At 42.7% G+C, this 21,387-nt stretch carries 18 protein-coding genes, 1 pseudogene and 1 riboswitch; of the genes and pseudogenes, 16 read left to right on the forward strand and 3 right to left on the reverse strand.

The window, feature by feature from the left end:
- Nucleotides 1–273: 273 nt before the first annotated feature.
- Together ACESPQ_RS00605 and ACESPQ_RS00610 are read left to right on the forward strand one after the other, a co-directional pair.
- Nucleotides 274–1,053, forward strand: coding sequence for a helix-turn-helix domain-containing protein (locus ACESPQ_RS00605; RefSeq protein WP_109769891.1), 780 nt, complete (start codon nt 274–276; stop codon nt 1,051–1,053).
- A gap of 320 nt (nt 1,054–1,373) precedes the next feature.
- Nucleotides 1,374–2,747, forward strand: a complete 1,374-nt coding sequence (locus ACESPQ_RS00610; protein WP_022300592.1) for an MATE family efflux transporter — start codon at nt 1,374–1,376, stop codon at nt 2,745–2,747.
- A 188-nt stretch (nt 2,748–2,935) separates the two neighbouring features.
- On the opposite strand, the gene ACESPQ_RS00615 is transcribed toward ACESPQ_RS00610, so the two are convergent.
- Entirely contained in the window at nt 2,936–4,834 is a 1,899-nt protein-coding gene (locus ACESPQ_RS00615; RefSeq protein ID WP_373143764.1) for a BglG family transcription antiterminator, read from the reverse strand.
- Nucleotides 4,835–5,065: 231 nt separating this feature from the next.
- On the opposite strand from ACESPQ_RS00615, the gene ACESPQ_RS00620 reads away from it, so the two are divergent.
- The 6 genes from ACESPQ_RS00620 (at nt 5,066) to ACESPQ_RS00645 (ending at nt 9,831) form a co-directional block, all read left to right on the forward strand.
- A complete protein-coding gene (locus tag ACESPQ_RS00620) occupies nt 5,066–5,485 on the forward strand; it encodes a PTS sugar transporter subunit IIA (protein WP_373143765.1) in 420 nt (139 codons plus the stop codon).
- A gap of 5 nt (nt 5,486–5,490) precedes the next feature.
- Nucleotides 5,491–5,985, forward strand: a complete 495-nt coding sequence (locus ACESPQ_RS00625) for a PTS sugar transporter subunit IIB (protein ID WP_373143766.1) — start codon at nt 5,491–5,493, stop codon at nt 5,983–5,985.
- 107 nt (nt 5,986–6,092) lie between these two features.
- Nucleotides 6,093–6,866 carry a PTS mannose/fructose/sorbose/N-acetylgalactosamine transporter subunit IIC gene (locus tag ACESPQ_RS00630; protein ID WP_002606315.1) on the forward strand — a complete coding sequence of 258 codons (774 nt, stop codon included), beginning with the start codon at nt 6,093–6,095 and terminating at the stop codon, nt 6,864–6,866.
- Between the two features lies 1 nt (nt 6,867).
- Nucleotides 6,868–7,713: a PTS system mannose/fructose/sorbose family transporter subunit IID gene (locus tag ACESPQ_RS00635; RefSeq protein ID WP_002606314.1), complete on the forward strand. Its 846-nt coding sequence runs from the start codon at nt 6,868–6,870 to the stop codon at nt 7,711–7,713.
- Between the two features lie 12 nt (nt 7,714–7,725).
- Nucleotides 7,726–8,544, forward strand: coding sequence for a sorbitol-6-phosphate dehydrogenase subunit (locus ACESPQ_RS00640; RefSeq protein ID WP_008816389.1), 819 nt, complete (start codon nt 7,726–7,728; stop codon nt 8,542–8,544).
- Nucleotides 8,545–8,742: 198 nt separating this feature from the next.
- A complete protein-coding gene (locus ACESPQ_RS00645) occupies nt 8,743–9,831 on the forward strand; it encodes a mannitol dehydrogenase (RefSeq protein WP_373143768.1) in 1,089 nt (362 codons plus the stop codon).
- A gap of 199 nt (nt 9,832–10,030) precedes the next feature.
- Here ACESPQ_RS00645 and ACESPQ_RS00650 read toward each other — a convergent pair.
- Nucleotides 10,031–10,932, reverse strand: a pseudogene (locus ACESPQ_RS00650) (PD-(D/E)XK nuclease family transposase).
- A 348-nt stretch (nt 10,933–11,280) separates the two neighbouring features.
- A riboswitch (FMN riboswitch) is annotated at nt 11,281–11,402 on the forward strand.
- A gap of 70 nt (nt 11,403–11,472) precedes the next feature.
- Between ACESPQ_RS00650 and ACESPQ_RS00655 the strand changes: the two are divergent.
- From ACESPQ_RS00655 to ACESPQ_RS00690, 8 genes are all read left to right on the forward strand, one after another.
- Nucleotides 11,473–12,081 (forward strand): ECF transporter S component, encoded by a 609-nt coding sequence (locus tag ACESPQ_RS00655; RefSeq protein WP_002606310.1) that lies wholly within the window; start codon nt 11,473–11,475, stop codon nt 12,079–12,081.
- Between the two features lie 13 nt (nt 12,082–12,094).
- The gene (locus tag ACESPQ_RS00660; protein WP_002606309.1) at nt 12,095–12,550 is read left to right on the forward strand and encodes a pyridoxamine 5'-phosphate oxidase family protein; all 456 of its coding nucleotides are present in this window, start codon (nt 12,095–12,097) and stop codon (nt 12,548–12,550) included.
- Between the two features lie 187 nt (nt 12,551–12,737).
- Nucleotides 12,738–13,628, forward strand: a complete 891-nt coding sequence (hslO, locus tag ACESPQ_RS00665; RefSeq protein WP_022299957.1) for an Hsp33 family molecular chaperone HslO — start codon at nt 12,738–12,740, stop codon at nt 13,626–13,628.
- Entirely contained in the window at nt 13,618–14,634 is a 1,017-nt protein-coding gene (dusB, locus tag ACESPQ_RS00670) for a tRNA dihydrouridine synthase DusB (RefSeq protein WP_373143941.1), read from the forward strand. The genes hslO and dusB overlap by 11 nt, the downstream gene beginning before the upstream one ends.
- A 349-nt stretch (nt 14,635–14,983) precedes the next feature.
- Nucleotides 14,984–16,678 carry a M3 family oligoendopeptidase gene (locus ACESPQ_RS00675; RefSeq protein ID WP_118002330.1) on the forward strand — a complete coding sequence of 565 codons (1,695 nt, stop codon included), beginning with the start codon at nt 14,984–14,986 and terminating at the stop codon, nt 16,676–16,678.
- Between the two features lie 486 nt (nt 16,679–17,164).
- On the forward strand, nt 17,165–18,649 hold the full coding sequence (lysS, locus tag ACESPQ_RS00680) for a lysine--tRNA ligase (protein WP_373143769.1): 1,485 nt from the start codon (nt 17,165–17,167) through the stop codon (nt 18,647–18,649).
- 89 nt (nt 18,650–18,738) lie between these two features.
- Complete coding sequence (locus tag ACESPQ_RS00685; RefSeq protein ID WP_373143770.1) at nt 18,739–19,638, forward strand: SatD family protein; 900 nt, start codon at nt 18,739–18,741, stop codon at nt 19,636–19,638.
- A complete protein-coding gene (locus ACESPQ_RS00690) occupies nt 19,631–20,311 on the forward strand; it encodes a DUF3307 domain-containing protein (protein ID WP_008728643.1) in 681 nt (226 codons plus the stop codon). Before ACESPQ_RS00685 ends, ACESPQ_RS00690 begins: the two co-directional genes overlap by 8 nt.
- 779 nt (nt 20,312–21,090) lie before the next feature.
- Here the strand turns inward: ACESPQ_RS00690 and cas2 are convergent.
- Complete coding sequence (gene cas2 / locus ACESPQ_RS00695; RefSeq protein ID WP_002606249.1) at nt 21,091–21,384, reverse strand: CRISPR-associated endonuclease Cas2; 294 nt, start codon at nt 21,382–21,384, stop codon at nt 21,091–21,093.
- Between the last annotated feature and the right edge of the window lie 3 nt (nt 21,385–21,387).

Raw genomic sequence — 21,387 nt, forward strand, 5'->3', positions numbered from 1 at the left:
TATCGAATAATTCAAACAGTAAGCAAGGTGCCTTGTAGCAGATATGATAAAATCAGATATAGGATAGAAAAGATAATGCAGAAAAGCAGGCCGGATGGAGATGAAATGGAAGGTCTGCTTTTTGTATAAAGCTTTGAGTTTTTAGGTGATTATAATCAAAAAAACTGCAAAAGGCGGTTTTGCTACCAGTGGTTGCGGATTTGGAATGTATGAAGTATGGTAAAACAGCATAGAAACTGATAGAATACAGTCATCAGGAAATGAGGAAAATGTATGGAATTCAAAGACAATTTATATCGAATAAGAAAAGAAAAAGGAATGTCGCAGGAAGAGCTTGCAGCACTGTGTGATGTATCGCGGCAGGCGATATCCAAGTGGGAAAATGGTACTGCCAATCCAGATATGGAGAATCTGAAAATACTCTCCAGAAGCTTGCAGGTCAGCATTGATGAGCTGCTGGGAAATAAAATCCCCCTGGAAAAAGAGGTTGTTAAGGAAAAGGAAGTTATTTATGTGCATAACCGCTATACGTATGAAAAGCGGTATCGCTCCAAGCTGTCAATCTGTGGAATTCCTCTTGTGGATATCAATGTTGGAAGAGGACGTACGGAGGAAGGCTATTGGCGGGTTGCCAAGGGAATTATTGCGATTGGAAATGTTTCCGTCGGTGTGATTTCCATCGGACTTTTAAGCGTGGGGCTATGCAGTCTGGGTCTGCTCACACTGGGGCTATTGTTCGCCATCGGTCCGCTTGCATTATCCTACTTTGCCATTGGCTGTCTGGCTATCGGCTACATCAGCATCGGTGCGATTGCTATCGGTGTATACAGTATCGGTGCGATTTCCATCGGGTTTAAATTTGCCATCGGCGCTCTTGCATATGGTGAAATTGCGATGGGGACAAATCCGGTTGGGGATATCGTATACCATCTGCGATCCTCCAATACCTGCTTTATCGACTCCCGGGAATATATGCAGTTTCAGGAGTACCTGTCCAGAGAATCACTGCCGAAAATCATTGAATTCTTTGTACAGGTGATACCATTGTGCTGAAACAAGGAAGCAGCGCTGCTCATACAGGGGAGATTAGATTTCTTAATCGATCGTACAACTGAAAAAACGGATATAAGTAAACAGATGTGTGCGAAGGAATAGGAAGCTGCATATACTCATATTTGATGCTATGAAGCAGCTTTTTCATAAACCACAATCTTGTGAAAGAAATAAATACGATGCCGAATTATGTATAGTTCCGGCATTTTTTAATTTTCCTTTTAGCGATTTAAAAGAATCAGGCTATCATCCGTATTTTTTTCTATTCCTGTATTCCTATTGTGAAAAATATGATAAAATTAAACCTTGTAGGTGATAAAATGAAAAATATGACACAGGGCAATGTCACGAAGCTGATTATGGCATTTGCAATACCTGTTTTACTCGGCAACGTATTTCAGCAATTCTATACCATGGCGGACACCATGATGGTAGGTCAGATTCTGGGTGTAAATTCACTGGCGGCTATCGGTGCGAGTGCATCCCTTTCCAATCTGGTCATTGGTTTATGCACCGGTGTTTCTATGGGGGTTTCCATCATGATTGCTCAATATTATGGAGCGCGTGATGAAGAGGGCATGAAAAAAGCCACGGCGGGATGTATCAAGCTTTGCATGATCAGTGTCGTTGTGATCTTTGTTGTCGCAATCCTGTTGAAAAAGCCGCTGCTGTATCTGTTACAGACACCATCCTCCATTCTGGGGATGGCGGATTCCTATCTGACCATTATTATCGTGGGACTGTTTGTGACTATGGCATACAATATGATGGCGAGTATGATGCGTTCCATCGGAGACAGTCGGACACCACTGTATTTTCTAATCATAGCATCCATTCTCAACGTGGCTCTTGACTACATATTTATCGCAATCATCCAGCTGGGGGTGGCAGGAGCTGCCTATGCTACAGTTATTGCACAGCTGGTAAGCGTTATCCTCTGCTTTCTTTATATGCGTAAGAAATATCCGATGTTCATCGTTAAAAAAGAGGATTTCCATGTTGAGCGTGAAATTCTGAGAAAGCAGTTATCCATGGGAATTTCCATGGGCTTGATGAATTCAATCGTTTCTCTAGGCTCTGTCATATTGCAAAGTGCAGTAAACAGCCTGGGAGAAGTGACGATCGCAGCACATACCGCAGCCCGCAAGGTAGTGGAAATGTTTATGCAGCCGCTGATCAGCATTGCGATTGCCGATACGACCTTTGTTTCTCAGAACCTTGGAGCACAGCGGTTTTCCAGAATCCGTGCCGGTATGAAATCCAGTGTCTGGATCAGCTTTCTGTGGGTGTGTATTGTGGTTCTCTTATCCTTTACGTGCATTGACTTCTTCATCGGCTTTCTTGTCAATGCAAAGCAGACGGAGGTGATCTCTCTGGCGGCTTATTATACCCGCATCAGCAGTGTCTTCTATTTCATCCTGGCTGTCTTGTTTATTTATCGAAACGGATTGCAGGGTCTGGGCAACGGCAGGGGTCCGATCATTTCCAGCTGTATCGAAATGGCGGTGAAAATAGCGGCAACCTTTGCCTTGATCCCGTTTACCGGCTATACCGGTGTGTGCCTTGCGGAACCGATTGCATGGTCGCTCATGGGACCGTGTCTGATGGTGTTTTTCTATCGTGATCTCAAAAGAAAGGAACAGCAGCTGGAGATGCATACGCTGGAAGCATATCAAAAAATTGAATTACCATAACCAAAACAATGGCATTTGCACAGGATTGCAGATGTCATTTTTACAAATGCAACGGTAAAGCTGTACAAAAATAAAAACAGGTATCCCCGTAAGCAGGAGCGAATCGATAGCTTAAAGCTTGTCTTTTTATGAAACAGAAGCTGTAAAAACGAAGGCAGCTATATGAAAAAAGAATTCCAACCAGCAGGCTAGTCAAAATCCTTTTCCAGTGATATTTTCAATATTTCCGTAAAACGCAGAAAGCTGGGTTTTTTGAAAAAATTCTGCAGCAGCTCCTCATTGCGCACAAAGGTGCTCATATAATACCAGAACTGAAATGCCTTCGGATTATTCTTTTCAATGGATACCAGCATAACTACACGAACATTGTGATTCTTATCCCATGCGATGGGCTTTTTCAATACCCCCAGAGATACAAAGGTTTCATCCGAAAACGGTGTGAGCGGATGCGGTACGGCAATGCAGTTACCGAAGTAAGAGCTGGTAATCTGTTCCCTTGCCTTAATGACCTCCAGAAACTCATCATTCAGCTTATATTTTTCAATGGCATTGCGACAGATAATATCCAGAATTTCTTCCTTATCCTTCACCTCACCATAGAAATAACAATCCTCACTGAACTTCTCCAGTATGGAATCCGTGTCTGTATAGCCGTTGATTGCCAGATTGATTTTTTCAAAATCCTTCTCATCCGGGAAAATACTGATCAGTGTAATACCACCCTTATATTTCTCACTGTTTCTATCGGTGGAGAAAATAGCATCATAATCCTCGGTATCGAAATCGTCATTGTCTCCGGTGATAAAGGTAATCTCTGCAATCTGATTGGGAAACCAGGTTAAAATCTTATGACGCAGCAGGACTGTTTCCGACTTGCGAAGCGATGTGATAATCAAGATTTTCTTTGCGGAATTTCCCAGATGAATATTTTCCAGCCCGTAATTGAAATACAGGGACAGATAGGAAATTTCATCCGCAGAAACATTCAGATGAAACCGCTCCTTGATCAGCAGCGTGAAGTATAGGGCGATATCATAAGCAAGCGGGAAGGACTGTTTGATTTCCGGTGCCATCATATTATTGAGCTGTGTTCCGGATTTAATACGGTAAATGAGCGGTACCAGATGCAGTGCAAGAAACAGCTTCAGGCTTTCCGCAGGCTCAAAGTTGACACAGAACTTGTTGCGAATATACAAAAAGGAATCGTTGATAAAATCATTGACCTCCTTTTGCAGATGATCATTTCTGGAGTAATCAAGCTTTCCCAGAATGGTCTGCGTCAACAGATTGATCTCGTTCATCAAGTATTGCTTCTTAATGCGGTATCTGGTAAGAAAGCGTGTCAGTATTTCTGTGGAAATCTGATATTCTGTGGAATCCGGCACATCCTGTTCCATTTGCTGTTCGATGAAATGTCCCTTTCTGACTCTGCGCAGTGTGAGTGCGATATGCGCAGTAATATTCTGAATGGTCTGTTCATTGATCTGATAATGGTATTTGAAAAACACATCAGCCACTACATTGTATATATCCGATACATCTTCGGATAATGCAAAGTGATCGGTGGATTCATCATTGATTTCATTTTTTGCTATGCACATCCGCTTGTCAATTTCTCTGCCCTCGATCTTATAGCCGAGATTTGTTTTATGTACCAGTGCAAGATCGTATTGCTTTAACAGCTTTTTGATTTCGTTCAGTGCGTGATACAGTGTGGATTCACTGATATAGAAGGTCTCTGTCAGTGTGTATTTCGATACATAGCCGGTCGCATCCATCAGCATTTTCATAACGGAGTGAACTCGGTTTTTTGTATTACAGGAAAGCTGCAGCGTTTTCTTGCGCAGAATCTCCATGTCCTTTTCAAATGCCGCATCATCCAGTACACTTAATCTGGTTCCCTTTCCTGCAAGTGTATCCAGTACAAATGAGGAATAGGAATCGCAAAAATCACGGACGATCTTCAGCTCGTTTTTTACTGTCCGTACACTGATATCAAACATAGCAGCGAGTTCATTGGATGAAACATACATTCCCCGGTTTTCCACATAAAAAGATAATATCGAGTATTGTCTCTTTGTCAGCATTTTATCACCTGCAATCCTTACCCCCTCTGTTTCATTTTCTAGTATACCCCAATCCATTTCAAAAATATTTTAATCTTATTGCACGAGCATCCGTGCAGAACGGAAAAAGCAATCCTTCGGAAAAGCTGCACGATTGCTGGTGCAATAAAAGAAAAAATAAAAGGCTCGTGCAATGGTAAAGTAAGGGTGTAGTTCAAAGGCCGTTGAACATTAGGTAAAGGAAGTGAAGAAGTGATAGAGCCGATAACGTATGTGATACTGAATCATGGTAGATTTGGAGAGGAGCTAATCAAAAGCGCAGAGCTGATTGCAGGAAAGACAGAGCATATTCATGCAGTTTCTCTATTGTCCGGAATGTCAATAGAGGAATATTACGAGGAGGTCAGAGACTATCTAACAGGCGTTCAGGGAGAAATCCTTGTGTTGGCGGATCTGTATGGAGGAACTCCCTCCAATGTGGGCATGATGCTGCAGCGGGAGTTTTCACTCCATGTAGTGTGCGGTATCAATCTGCCGATGCTGATAGAGCTGATCTTGAAGCGCAACAATGAAGAATGCACAATCCAGGAGCTGATGAAGGCTGGTCTTGAAGCGGCCAGAGCGTCCATCATACAGCCGAATCCGATTGCATTCGATGAAGAAAGAGGGTGAAGAGCATGACAGAAATCAAACTGATACGTATTGATTTTCGACTGATGCACGGTCAGGTTGTTACCAACTGGATCAAGCAGGTATCCGCAGATTCCATCCTGATTGTAGATGATAAGCTGGCGGCAGACAAGTTTTTGGCACAGGTATTCCTGATGGCGGCACCTCCGGGAATAAAAGTGGCAATACGTCCGATTGAAAAAGCGGTAGCTGCATTTAAAAAGGATGTATTCAAGGATAAGAAGCTGTTGATTTTGTTTAAATCTGTGGAAAATGCAAAGAAGGCCTTTGATTTGGGATTTCCGATGAAGGCACTGCAGGTAGGCGGTCTTGGCAACGGGACAAACAAGGTCATGATTTCAAATGAGCTGTCGTTAAGCGAACAGGAAGCGGAAATGCTGGAGGCTATGCAGAATGAGGGAGTAGCGGTAACGCTGCAGGTAACGCCGAAGGATCCGGCCTTCACACTCCACGACGCTTTGAAGGAAGTACGAGGGAAATAATGCTGACATGCGGTGAAAACGAGGGTTTAAACCGCATGGTACAGCAAAGAGGGAGCATTAAAAAGTATATTTCAGGAATTATAAAATGAAATGAAAAGGAGATATTTATGAACATAGGATTAGCCCTGGTATTTGGTGTACTCTACTGGCTGGCAACCAATAAACTCTGGTATGGTACACTGCATCTCGTCCGTCAGCCACTGGTGCTGGCGGTTCCGATTGGACTTATTATGGGAAACCTGGGGGATGCGATGAAAATCGGCGCATCTCTGCAGATGATTTATTTAGGCGCAATAGCTCCGGGAGGTACACTGCCTGCGGATGAGGCGCTGGCATCCTGCATTACGATTCCGGTGGCACTGGCAGCCGGATTAGAGCCGGATATCGCTGTAACCATTGCAGTTCCGGTAGGACTTCTGGGAGTTCTGCTGGATAATCTGAAGCGCACCTATCATTCCTACTTTGTCCACCTTGCGGACAAGGCAGCTGAAAAAGGGGATATGAAGGCAATGGGCAGAGCGGAATTCTGGTATCCGTTCTTCTGTTCCATTCCGCTGCGTGTTCTTCCGACAACACTGGCACTGCTGTTTGGAACCGATGCCGTATCCGCGTTCCTGAATGCGATTCCTGCATGGGCGATGAACGGTCTGAGTGTGGCAGGCGGTCTGCTTCCTGCACTTGGCTTTGCGGTAACTATCATGGTCATTGGGAAAAAGGAGCTTATCCCATACTTTATTCTTGGCTTTGCGATGTATGCCTATACAGGAATGAATACGATTGGAATTGCGGTAATTGCAATCTGTATTGCAATTCTTCAATCGCAGTTTACCAACAGTACAGGCAGCACAGTCGCTGTGGATGATGATGAAGGAGATTTCTGATATGAGCGAACTTAATCTGAAGAAAAATGAGGTAATCAAGGGCTGGGCAAAATATTATCTTACCGCCGAGGTGAATTCCGGCTTTGAGCGTTTGACGGCTCCGGCATTCTCCTATGGTATGAGTGCTATTCTTTCGAAGCTGTATAAGGAGGATGAGGAGGAATACAAAAAAGCATTACAGCGTCATTTAATGTTCTACAACTCCGAGGCAACCTGGGGCTCCGTTATTTTCGGTATGACCTGTGCTTTGGAGGAGGAGCGCGCGATTATGCTGCAGGAAGGGGCAGGCAGTGAAGAGCTGGAGGCCTCCGCTGATATGATCAGCAACCTGAAGGTCGGTCTGATGGGACCGCTGGCAGGAATTGGAGACACCATCAATCACGGGATGCTTCGTCCGCTGCTGCTATCCATGTTTATTCCACTGGCCGCAGAGGGGAACTGGCTGGCAGGTGTCGGACCGCTGCTGATCTGGGGTGTTGCCATAACATTTCTTGCGTATACACTTGTCACAAAGGGCTATACACTGGGGAGAAAATCAGTGGTATCCATTCTGAAATCCGGTAAGCTGAATCAGTTTATCAAGACAGCCAGCGTGCTTGGTCTGTTTATGATGGGGGCATTGTCTTCCACCTATGTAAAGCTTGTTACACCGATATCATGGGCAAATGCAGTTGGTGAAAAACAGCTGCTGCAGGATGTTTTGAATAAGATTTTCCCGAATATTCTGCCTCTGCTCGTCGTGTTTGGCATTTATTTCTATATTAAGAAAAGCGGTCCGAAGTATGTGCGCATTCTGGTATCCATCCTGGTGCTGTCTGTCGTACTTTCCTTCTTCGGTATCGTATAAGGAGGAGCATGTATGGAACAAAAGCAATGGATTGACTTGAATAACAAGGTTGTGATAGTTACCGGTGGTGCGATGGGAATCGGAGAAGCCATGGTAAAGGATCTGCTTGCCTGCAATGCCAGAGTCGCAATCTTCGATCTGGCAAAGCCGAAGGATTTTTCTGAGGATGATCGCAGGATGTATGTGCATCTGGATATCCGAAACAAAAAAGAGGTTGAGGCTGCTGTCGATGCCGTTGTACAGAAATTCGGCACGGTGGATGCTCTGGTAAACGATGCCGGTGTGACCAGACCGAGAATCCTTGTGGATTACTATGGCAGCGAACCGCAGTATGAGCTGAGCGAAGAGGATTTTGATTTTATGGTTGGTGTCAATCAGAAGGGGACCTTTCTGGTATCACAGGCGGTAACACGCGTATTGTATGGAAAAAAGGAGGGTGTTATCATCAACCTATCCTCCTGTGCAGGATTGATGGGCTCCAGAGGACATAGCTGCTATTCTGCCACAAAGGCTGCGATTCATGCCTTTACAATTTCCTGGGCAAAGGAGCTGGGACCGTATAATATTCGTGTTGTCGGTGTGGCACCGGATATTCTGGACCGTACTCCTGCCAATAATGATGAAAAATATAGAGCACAGGCATACGGTCGCGGCTGGGATGTCAACACCAGACCGGAGGAGTTCTTTAAAAACTACAAATCCTCTATACCGCTGGGAAGACCGGGCCATCTGTATGAGGTAGCGGATCTGATCTGTTATCTGATTTCCGATCATGCCAGCTATATTACCGGTGTCACCATTCCGGTATCCGGAGGAAAAAGCAAGGGATAGGAAACAAGAGGGGTTAAATGTAACCACTAGCATAAGAGTACAGCGGTCTGCAGCGCAGGCCGCTTTCCATAAGGTATTTTGCTTTTCTATAGCATGGACTATAGAAAAAGCAATGCAGAAAAGCAAGGCTCCACGTGTTAAAAAGATGTCAACCGCCTTGCGATATGAACCCATGGAGAAATGGGAGATTGGAGGAACATGAAAGAGGCAGTACTTATTGGTGCAGGACAGACAGGTCGCGGCTTTATCGCACCCATCCTGCAGGCAAATGCATATCATATTACGTTTATTGATAAAAACAAAGAGCTTATCGACCGGCTGAATGCGGAAAAATCCTATCCCGTTCACTACTTTGGTGATGGGAAGGAGCCAGTTACTATTTCCGGCTATGATGCTTATACGACAGCGGATGAGGAAGTCATAGAGAAACTGGCACACTCAGATTTGATCACGACAAGTGTATTCGCAGGCAATATAAAGGAGCTGGTAGGGCTACTGAGTGCTGCGGCTGAACAGTGTGGTGAAAAGCAGCTGCGGATCGTATGCTGTGAAAACGGTGTCCACGTAAAACAGCCGCTTGTGGATGCGAATATATCCAACAGCATTTCCGAGGGTGTGATCTTCTGTACAACACTGCAGCTAAAGGAAAAAAGTCTGGCACTGATCAGCGAGGATGTCGCAGAGCTGCCAGTGGACGGCAGTGTAAAGGGGATGATTCCAGACATTGTGGGAATGCCGCTGGAAGCAGATTTTCCATCCCTGATTCAAAGAAAAATTTATACGTATAATTTCATGAGTGCGATTGTTGCGTATCTTGGGGATTATCTGCAATATGAGGTTTACGGAGAAGCCGCAAATGATCCGCAGATTATGGAGCTGATGGATCGAGCAGTACCGGTTGTCAGTACAATCATCGCAAGAGAATATGCAGTGGAACAGGATGTGCAGCTTTCCTTTACTATGCGAGCAGTGCATAAATTCCGTAATCGGGAAATCTATGATACGGTGTATCGCAATGCGCGGCAGGCACAACGGAAGCTGAACAAAGAAGAACGGCTGTATGAGCCGCTTCGGCTTGCTGAAAAATATGGACAGAAATGCGGGTATATCCTACTTGCGGCAGCTGCGGCTATGCGGTATGCTGTGGTGAAGGAAAACAGCAATCCGGATACTCTTATGAAGATGTATGAGAATTTTCACTCTGCGGATAAGCTGAAGGAAGTGTACGGGTTGCTGAAGGAAAGCATATCCCTAAAGGATGTTATCAAATTCTGCGCTGAGTTCTAGGTGTATGATTTCCTTATCTATGAGCATTATGCATTAACTCAGAGCGCCTGATACCTGCTAAAAATATGCAGCATCCATTCATGTAATTTTACAATATTTCAATACCTGTGATACGGATGCGGCAGAAAGAATAGATTAAAAAACTGTTTTATAGAGGCATATGCTTATAAAACAGTTTTCTTATTTGGTATTGTATGTATTACTTCATTGACATAACCTGATCCTTCAACTCCTGAAAAAAATTGCAAACCAGTATCAAGCTGGATACGGCTTCGATCTGTTCATCATTCAAAGATTGCAGCCATGTTGTGCAATCCTCATGATACTTACTTTTAAGCTGCTTTATTAACAGTAATGCTTCTCCTTCCTTTTTTCCTTCTTCAAAGCTGTCCTCCAAGCCATAGCGGTAACGTGCCTCTCCCATCTGAATAGCCATTGCGGTTGACCACAGCTCATCATCCTTCTGCATTTCCTCATACTTATCCACGAATACCTTCACCAGCCTTTCCTTTGACTTCAGTATATCATTTTTCTCATTATTTTCAAACAGGTATATCAGCTGTTCAAAGTCATTCAGCCTCAGTATTTCCTTCTCCCTTACGATGTCATTGATTGCCGGCATATGAATATAGGTGCGAAGGATGAGCGGATAGTAGCTTTCCTTCTCTCCCTGCTCATTGCGCATCTGATACTGATTGATCAGATTTCTGTTGTTCCATGCATACTCGTCAATGAAAATAATCTGATATACCGGCTTAAATCCTTATACTTCTTACCGCTGTTCAGCTGATTGTTCAACGCTCTGGCTCCATAAAATTCAAAGCGCATCATTTCCGCTAATCCCTTGTAGGTCGTCTGCATCTCGATATTGAAATGGCGGTTTTGTTCATCCTTCACATGAACATCCAGAATGATGCGCTTTTTTCCGATGATGCCCGGATCCAGATTGGGATTGAGCACGGTGCTTTCCTTTACCCTGATACCGGTAACACGTTCAATGATGGTGTTGCGGGCGTACACAGAGCCTTCATCCTCACGGGAAAGGGTGTACTTAAAAAATAGATCGTTACTGTAGTTGAGTTGATTCATTGTGTTTGACATGTTTATGTCCTCCATTCTGTAAGGGCTTCTTACACCCCTATATACGTATGGAGGATACTGAATTCCTAAATAATCCACGAATTATTGATATTTGTTGGAAGATACAGACACTAAAGATGGATGAATATGAAAAACACCTTACAAAACAGGAGGTGGATCTTCATATTTTATCAGCAACAGGGTAGAACCCGGTGTTTCTTTTCTGTACTGTTTTCTACTTGGCGATGTGTATTGCATCAGGTATATGAAAAAAATTACATTTCTGTTTCTTATTTACACATGCTGTTTCATGAGCTATAATGAATATACAGATTGTGTTGACGCATGACCTGCATTCAAAATTGAATAACAAGTCTTTGTGGCAGGGTGAAATTCCCTACCGATGGTGATAGTCCATGACCCGCGTAATGAGCGGCTGAGCCAGCGAAATTCTGGCACCGACGGTAAAGTCCGGATGAGAAAAGACATTTTCTGTAAACGCACACCTGAAGACGAGTTTTTTCGTAGTCAGGTGTTTTTTTGAAATGGAGGAGATGTGAATTGAAAAACAACATGAGTGCAAAGCGGCTTGCCCTGATTGGCATGCTCGGTGCATTGGGAGCGATACTGATGATGTTTCGCTTTCCCATTCCGTTTATGCCGCCCTTTCTAAGCTTTGATCTGGCCGCAATTCCGGAGCTGATCGGAGCCTTCGCTCTGGGACCGGTGGCAGGTGTTCTGATTGTCTTTATCCGTGTTATGGTTCAGATGGTGATTTCCGGATCCAATTCCATGTTTACCGGAGAGCTGCAGAGCTTTTTGCTGGGAGTTGCCCTGGTACTGCCTGCGTCTTTGCTGTACCGTCACAAGAAGACACGAAAGGAAGCACTGCTGGGAATGACGGCAGGGACTCTGGTTAGTACCTTAGTTGCAGTGCTGACCAATCTGTATTTGATTATTCCGTTCTATGTTGCCCTGTATGATATGAATATGGACCAGATTATCCTTTCCTGTTCCAAGGTCAATCCGATGATGAATTCTGTCACTACCATGGTGATACTGGGCATCGTACCGTTTAACCTGATAAAATACGGTATCAGCTGCCTGATTACCTTTGCCGTATACAAGAAAATAAGTCCGATGATTCACCGATTCGCAAATCGTCAGTAAGGAGGAAAAGAAGATGACATTTGAAGAAGGAGTAGCATTGCTGTTTCACAAGCTGGGAGATTCCAAAATTATGGCACTTGGCTCCAGCGTTAATGATTACGTCATGGTGCGTAATGTAAGCTGTCTGTTTTATGATGGGAAAATCTATTTCAAGACCGATAAGAATTTCCGCAAGACACAGCAGCTGTATCGAAACCCGCAGGTGGCACTCTGCACAGGTGGCGTTCAGGTAGAGGGAATCGCCGTAAACAAGGGGCTTGTCGTGGACGAGCCGGGAAGAAGGTTTGAAGCCTTGTATAAGAAATATCTGTGGCAGAGCTATAATGCATACAGCCATGAGGATACGGAGATTCTGATTGAGGTAACCCCGCGATTCGTGGAAATATGGGATGAGGATGAGAACCGCAATGCGTTTCAGATCTTCCTAGACTTTGATAAAAAGACAGTGGAAATCAAGCCGTACGATTAACGTATGCATACGACGGGTACAGGATTAGATAATACTGTACCTTTTTCTATATATCAGATACATTCACCCTCTTTTTCCTTGCCTGCAGTATTCAACGTACACAACAGTATAACGAAGTCGATTTTCTTCTCATTCTGCAGGTTTTTGTGGTATACTACAGTTGCCTGTAAGGCTGGGAGTGATTTCTATGATGAAAGATTATTTAGTAAAGGCGCTTGCGTGCAATGAGCATGTGAGAATCTATATATGCTCTTCTACGCATATGGTGGAGGAAGCAAGAAAACGTTTTGATTTATGGCCGACAAGTGCGGCTGCCCTGGGACGCGTATTAACTGTGGGTTCCATGATGGGAAGCATGCTGAAAACAGCACAGGAACAGATTACGATTCGCATCAACGGCGGAGGTCCCATCGGTACCATTCTGGTAGATGCCTACAGTGACGGTCATGTGCGCGGCTTTGTGAGTGACCCGCATATCATGCTGCAATACAATGATACCGGAAAACTGGCGGTCGGAGCTGCTGTGGGAAAAGACGGATATCTGGAAGTTGTGAAGGATATGAACATGAAGGAAAACTGGAGCGGTACCGTTGCTCTGCAGAGTGGTGAAATCGGTGATGACTTTGCCTACTATTTTACCGCAAGTGAACAGACACCGTCCGCAGTCAGTGTCGGTGTACTGGTTGATACCGATAATTCCATTCTTTCCGCAGGCGGCATGATTATCCAGATGCTTCCGGATGCAGAGGAAAAGGATATCGTAAAGGTGGAACAGATTGTAGCAAATCTAAGGCATATGTCCACGATGATTCAGGAATATGAAAGTCTGGAGGATATTCTCCGTGATCTGTTTGACGATGTCAGAATCCTGACAGGACAGGATATTGAATTCCGCTGTAAATGTGATCGTGCAACTATGAAGCGTGTTCTGACAACCCTTCCAAAGGAGGAACGCCAGCAGATGATCGAAGAGGATCACGGCTGTGAGATTACCTGCAATTTCTGTGGAGAGAAATATCAATTCAGCGAGGAAGAGCTTCTGGAGCTGGAAAGGTTTATGGATGCACATGCCAAATAACAGCTGGAAAATCAGAGATATTGTAATACCGAATCAGGTGGTAATCGCACCGATGGCAGGGATATCCAATCCTGCCTTTCGTGTAATCTGCAAGGAATTCGGTGCCGGTCTTATTTATACAGAGATGGTTTCGGATAAGGCGCTGTATTATGATAATGAAAAAACAGTAGGTATGACGGATGTCGAGGAACAGGAGCATCCTTTGGCCATGCAGATTTTCGGACATGATATAGAGACAATGGTATATGCCGCAAAATTTCTGGATGAAAAAACCGATTGTGATATCATTGATATCAATATGGGATGTCCTGTCACAAAAATTGTGAAATCCTTTGCGGGAAGCGCTCTGATGAAGGATGTTGATCATGCTGTGGAAATGAGCAGGGCGGTTATTCAGAGTGTGAAAAAACCGGTCACCGTGAAAATGCGGATCGGCTGGGATTTGGATCAGATTACATGTCTGGAGCTTGCCAGAGGACTGGAGGCTGTCGGAGTGCAGGCACTTGCCGTGCATGGACGAACCAGAAAACAGATGTATGAGGGCTGTGCAGACTGGTCCTATATTAAAAAGGTGAAGGAAGCCGTGTCCATTCCCGTAATGGGGAACGGGGATGTGCGAAGCGGTGAGGATGCAGAGAAGATGCTGAAGGAAACCGGCTGTGATGCTGTCATGATCGGCCGCGGTGTTTTGGGGGATCCCTGGCTGATCAAGGATATTGCCCATTATCTGGAATGCGGTAAGCATATGCCGGAGGTAACGCTGGAGGAAACGTTCGCAATGGCCAGACTGCACGCAAAACGCCTGTGTAATCTGAAGGGTGAATTCGTCGGTATTCGAGAAATGCGCGGACATGCTGCATGGTATGTAAAGGGGCTGCCAAAGAGCCATCAGCTCAAGGATCAGCTGAGCAAAATCGAAACCTACGAGGAAATGCAAAGCATATTATCCGCATATGAAGCAGAGTATGCTAGAATACAGGAACAGTATAAACAGGGGAACCGTTGAGATGGTGCTTCATAGCCGGGCAGATATCGCTGTGCTTTGTTATGCCATCCGTTTCAGGCGGTTTTTCTTTTTACATTGCGGTATGGAAGAATCAGATCTTTTATCCATATACCTTAGTTACTGACAATTTTATCATCAGGAGGTATATGGGATAATGCCCCAGCATGTATTCCTGTTTATCTGTTGAAAACCGCCGTGGTTTTCCATGGTCAATACTCTCTTTATTTGCACGAAGGGATCAGTATATGTGTGTACATATCCAATAAACAAAAGGAAAGAGACATATTTTCACATTGTTTGGATATCTTTTACATGAAATATCTCGTATAATGATTGATGAGGTGATAGCATGAAATTTAAGGATTATAACTATGAGCGTTACAGCTATGAGGCTTATGCAGAGGCAATGCAGCAGGCAGGCACCAGGCTGAAGGAAGCAAAGGACTATCAAAGCTTCAAGAAAGCATTTGATGAGGGGAAACGGGCATTTGAGCATCTGGATACGATGTATAATATCTGTTATGTCCGCTATACGATCAATACAAACGATGCCTTTTATCAGAAGGAAAACGATTACTGGGACGAGGCAATGCCGAAGATGAAGTCCCTGACAACGGCGTTTGACAAAGAGGTGCTGGCTTCACCGTTTGCGGAGGAATTGAAAAAGGATGTTCCGGAAACCTATTTCCTGCTTGCGGAGTTTGCACAGAAAAGTTTCAGTGATGAAATTATTGAAGAGCTGCAGGAGGAAAACCGTTTGCAGAGCAGTTATCAGAAGCTGATAGCCAGTGCACAGATTCCCTTCGATGGTGATACCTATACGTTATCAGAGCTTGGTGTAAAGATGGAATGTGATGATCGTGACATTCGTAAACGAGCTACCCAGGCATACTGGGGATGGATGCAGTCACACCAGGACGAGATTGATGGTTTATATGACCGCATGGTTAAGGTGCGCGACCGCATGGCGAAAAAGCTGGGTTATAAGAATTATGTTGAACTGGCATATATGCTGCAGTGCCGCTTTGATTACAAGCAGGAGGATGTGGCAAACTACCGCCGGCAGGTTCTGGAGGAGATTGTACCGTTATGTAATGCATTATATGAACGGCAGCGGGAACGTTTAGGCTATGACAGACTACATGTATACGATGAAAAATATGAATTTGCAAGTGGCAACCCAACTCCGAAATACGATACACAGGAAATGATTGCACGCGCAAACACAATGTATCATGAGCTGGATGACCGCTGTGGAACGTTCTTTGATTTCATGGTGGAGCATGATCTGCTGGACCTTGACAGTAAAAAGGGAAAGGCAGGCGGAGGCTATTGCACCGTGTTTGCCGAAGATCGCTCTCCGTTTATTTTCAGTAATTTTAATAAGACAAGCCATGATGCGGAGGTTCTCACTCATGAGGCAGGGCATGCCTTCCAGGTGTTTACTTCCATGGGAATCCGACCGGTGGAGTGTATCTGGCCAACCTATGAGAGCTGTGAAATTCACTCTATGAGTATGGAATTCTTTACATGGCCGTGGATGGAGACCTTCTTTGAGGAGGATGCGGACAAGTATCGATTCCTTCATCTTGGTGGAGCCGCTAAGTTCATCCCTTACGGCGTTCTGGTGGATCATTTCCAGCATGAGGTGTATGAGCATCCGGAAATGACTCCGGCGGAAAGACGGCAGACCTGGAGAAGACTGGAAAAACAGTATCTGCCGCATAAGGATTATACGGACTGTGAATTTCTGGAGAATGGAGGATGGTGGTTCCGTCAGAGTCATATCTTTATGACACCGTTCTATTATATTGATTATACACTGGCACAGGTGTGTGCATTGCAGTTCTGGTATCGTCTGTATCAGAAGGATGAAAACGCATTTGAGGACTATTATCGCATCTGTCAGATTGGTGGAACGAAGACATTCACGCAAATCGTTGCGGCAGCGAATCTGAAGGTTCCATTTGCGGATGGGTGCTTAAAGGATGTCATGAAGGCAGTGCGCAGCTATCTGGATCAGGTGGATGACAAAGCACTTTGATGCCGGTAACGGGAAGCTGCATATTCTTGAAATGGCGTGCCGACAGCAATAGCTGAAGGGCTTGTATGAAGTGCTGAAGCATTTGAAGGGCTTGTCATCCACATGGTATTCGTAAACCTTTCACCATAAGGAAGGAATCATGGAAAGCCTTGTTTTATCGGTAATTTTAAGGAGTTTTCGATTGACAAAGGCAGGGTTTGTCTATATAATCATAATCGTAAATATGGCTGTGATAAGAGAGTACTGTTTGTGAAAGCTTTCAGAGAGTATGCACGTTTGGTGAGAGTGCAGCAGTGGAACCTGCAGGAAATAAAGACTTGGAGCTTTCCGATCAGGACGTTTCCTTCACGTTACGAAGAGACTTGAAACACAGTCACTAAGGCTGCGCGGGGAAACCTGCCGGCGAATTAGGGTGGTACCACGATGAAGCTCTCGTCCCTATGTTGGAAGAGAGCTTTTTATATGGAAATAGAAAAGGAGCAGATTATGGAAAAGTTAACTGAACAGGAAGTTATCCGTCGACAGAAAATGGAAGATCTGCGTGCCATGGGCATCGAGCCGTTCGGGCATGCATATCAGAGAACACACAAATCCGGAGAAATACGTGCAGCATATGAAGACTGTACGAAGGAAGAGCTGGAAGAAAAAGATCTGACAGTGAAAATTGCGGGACGTATCATGACGAAGAGACGTCAGGGAAAGGCCGGCTTCATGCATATTCAGGATATCGACGGACAGATTCAGATTTATGTTCGTAAGGATGTCATCGGTGAAGAGGCCTATGAGGTGTTCAAGAAGTCGGATCTTGGAGATATTGTAGGAATTGAAGGAAAGGTCATGAAGACAAATTATGGAGAGCTTTCTGTAAAGGCCGAGGTGTATACGCATCTGACGAAGGCACTGCGCCCGCTTCCTGAGAAGTATCATGGCTTACAGGATGTGGAGGAGCGTTTCCGCCGCCGTTATGTGGACTTGATTACCAATGAAAACAGCAAGCGTATCGCATTGACAAGACCTAGAATTATCCGTGCTATTCAGAATTATCTGGATAATGAAGGCTTGGTTGAGGTGGAGACACCGGTGCTGCAGCCGATTCTGGGTGGAGCAAGTGCAAGACCGTTCGTGACGCATCACAATACACTGGATATGCCGTTTTATCTGCGTATCGCAACAGAGCTGCCTTTGAAGAGACTGATCGTCGGTGGCCTTGAGGGTGTATATGAGATTGGCAGATTATTCCGTAATGAGGGAATGGATGCTACACACAATCCGGAGTTTACAACGGTGGAGGCCTATGTGGCATATTCTGATCTGAGCGGGATGATGGATCTGGTGGAAGGTCTGTTGAATCATGTGGCAGAGAAGGTATGCGGTACCACAGAAATCGAGTGGCAGGATAAGACGATTTCTTTGAAGGCACCGTTTAAGAGATTACATATGGTGGATGGTATCAAGGAAGCATGCGGTGTTGATTTCTGGCAGGAGATGAGCTTTGCGGATGCATGTGCAATTGCGAAGGAGCATGATATTGAGGTTGAGAAGAAGCATAACAGTGTCGGACATATTATCAATCTGTTTTTTGAGAAGTATGTTGAGGAAACGCTGATTCAGCCAACATATGTATATGGGCATCCGGTGGAAATCAGTCCGCTTGCGAAGAAGAATGCGCAGGATCCTAGATTTGCGGATCGCTATGAGCTGTTTATTGACGGGCATGAGTATGCGAATGCATTCTCTGAGCTGAATGATCCGATTGATCAAAGAGAGCGTTTTGAGAATCAGCTGAAGCTGCGTGATCTGGGGGATGATGAAGCAAATGAGATGGATACGGATTATGTGGAGGCATTGGAGTATGGTCTGCCGCCAACCGGTGGTGTTGGATTGGGAATTGACAGACTGGTGATGCTGTTGACAAATTCACAGACGATACGGGAAGTGTTGCTGTTCCCACACATGCGTCTTAACAAATAAAGTAACGCAGCCCAAATAGGTTGCGATTAAATAACGCAACCTATTTGGGTTGCGTTGTTTTTCTATTTACTATATACTTGATTTAAGAGGTGAAGACATTGTCAAATAAAAAGTATTGTTCTATTATGATCGACATAGTTGATTCTAGGAAATATAAAAATCGTAATGAAATCCAAGAATTTATGAAATGTATTATTGTGTACTTGAATAAAATATTTTATAAATCTTTAAAGAAACCATTAATGTTTAGTGCAGGGGATGAAATTCAAGGCTTGTTTTATGAACCATTGGCAGCGTATTTATGTGTTCGGTTTTGCATGATGATTTGTTATCCAGTAAAAATTAGGGCAGGAATTGGATATGGAGAATTAGCATTTGATAATGAAAATTGGAAATCATCCGAATTAGACGGTGAAGTATATCATAATGCTAGATATGCTATAGAAAGTTTTTCTGGTAAAAATAGTTTTGGAATTAGAATAAATACGAAAAAAAAAAAGGATAAATATTTGAATGCAATGTTATACTCGTCACAGCTGCTTCAAAGACAACAATCGGTGAATGTACAAAATGTTAAATTAATTGCCGAATTATTATATCCAATTTTTGATGAAAACATTATGGTTTCGTACATTGAATTTAAAGACCAATTAAATTTTATATTAGAGATGAAAGCTAATATAGTACCTGTGCAGTCTTTGAGTTATGCAAGAATCGGAAGTTCTCCTAAGGGAGAATTGAAAAACAACATAGTTATTTCAAATGATATTGGTCAAGTAAATTTTATGCCATTACGCAAACTTTTAGAGGATAGTAATATGTTAGTGGAAAATACATGGAAGAAGGGAATGTCTACAATGATTTCAGAAATATTAGGAACTACACGTCAAAATATTGATAAACATATTCGCTTAGGAAATATAGATGAAAATAGAAAAATTGATTTTTCTGTTGCTTGTTGGCTGATTGAGGAGCTTGATAATGCATAATATGTTATTATTTATTATTTTCCATGTTGTTGGAGATTTTTATTTGCAAAGTGATGAAGTAGCAAAGAATAAAGAAAACTTAAACACTTTTATGCTGATACATTCAATTATTTATTCAATACCTTTTGTTTTACTTTTTATCTATTTTAAAATAAATGTATCCTTATTGATAATAATCACATTATCTCATCTGTTAATCGATGTTTGCTCTGTTAAACTGAAAAATAAATACAAAGAAAAAGAGTGCTTAATATTTTGCAGTGACCAGTTTATACATATATTCATTATTTATTTATGTTCGTCATATATGAATTTAACAATCATATTATCCAATATGGCTTTAATATCAATTTTAGCGATATTAATATTAGTGAAACCAACTGGCGTATTGATTTCATTGGCCTTTAAAGTTATCTTCAAAGAAGAGAAAAGTAATCATGAGTTAAAAATTGGTACGTATATAGGATATTTAGAGAGAATTATAATTTTTTTATTATGTATCTTTGATTCTATTTCTACCATAGGTTTTATTATTGCTGCAAAAACTTTAGTTAGATATAAGGATATCAATAATAATAAAAATCATTTTCAAGAAAAGTACTTAATAGGAACATTATTAAGTACAATTGGAGCTTTATGCTGCTTTGCACTCATTAAGTTTTTAAGCACTTAAAAAGGAAGACACACATCAATATATTCTTTTTCTGTACATATTTTTATGTAACCTTCATATACTTCATCACTGTATGCGTTATAGAATAAAATATCCAGATTTAAATGGCTAATAAATTTGCAGTAACGCTGATTCACTTGCAAAACAGGAATTGATGGAACTTTATGTAGAGTGTCTCACTTCTATCATTTCCTCGTTGGATTACTCATAATCCGATACAATTACATAAGGTACACTACACCTCACAGATAGGCATATATAAAAGACTAAATTTTCCGTGAAAACGATAAATTCAATGGAATATACTTTTTGAAACTTGCGAAAGTACGATAAATAAAGGTTTTTTGGAGGTTTCAATGATTTACTAAAGTCATACCATATATGAAGAATAAGTAGGATTTTATAAAATACAGCATTAGAAGGAGTGCTGTGCTTTTTTGTCTAAGCTTAAAATGTCTAGCCTCAGGGAGGCTAGACTCAGATTATTCAGGTATCTGTACGATTGCTAAAAGTAATTTAAATCCACTAGCCTCAGGGAGGCTAGACCGTCGGTCTTTCTTTACATCGCAATTAAAATCTTCAATTTAAATCCACTAGCCTCAGGGAGGCTAGACAGTGAAAATCATTGCTTTTTAAGACGTTTGTAACAAAATCATTTCTTTTCATAACTATTGAATGTTATGAAAATGAAAAAGCTGTTACAAAATGCGATAAAACGCAATTTTAAGGCGCGAACCTCCCAAGGGTTTCATGTGAGCTTACGGTTCGCGCAAAATAATTCATATAAACAATACATCTTCTTCAACATTGAAGCTAGGCTTAACTCCTATATGTTCTACTTTATTTTTGTAATTGTTACCTAAATAGTAAAATCTTAAACTATCATGTTCTTTATCAATTAATCCAGTAAGCTTGTGTTTAACCTCTCTGCATTTCGCTTGATCCATAACACATTCAAAAACTGAATTTTGAACCCTTTGACCATAATTCACACATACTTTAGCAACGTTCCTTAATCTTTTTTTACCTGCGCTGTTTTGAGTGTTGACATCATAAGTTATTATAACAAGCATTTC

It is taken from the genome of Clostridium sp. HGF2 (assembly GCF_964240115.1).
Taxonomy (GTDB): Bacteria; Bacillota_I; Bacilli_A; order Erysipelotrichales; family Erysipelotrichaceae; genus Clostridium_AQ; species Clostridium_AQ innocuum.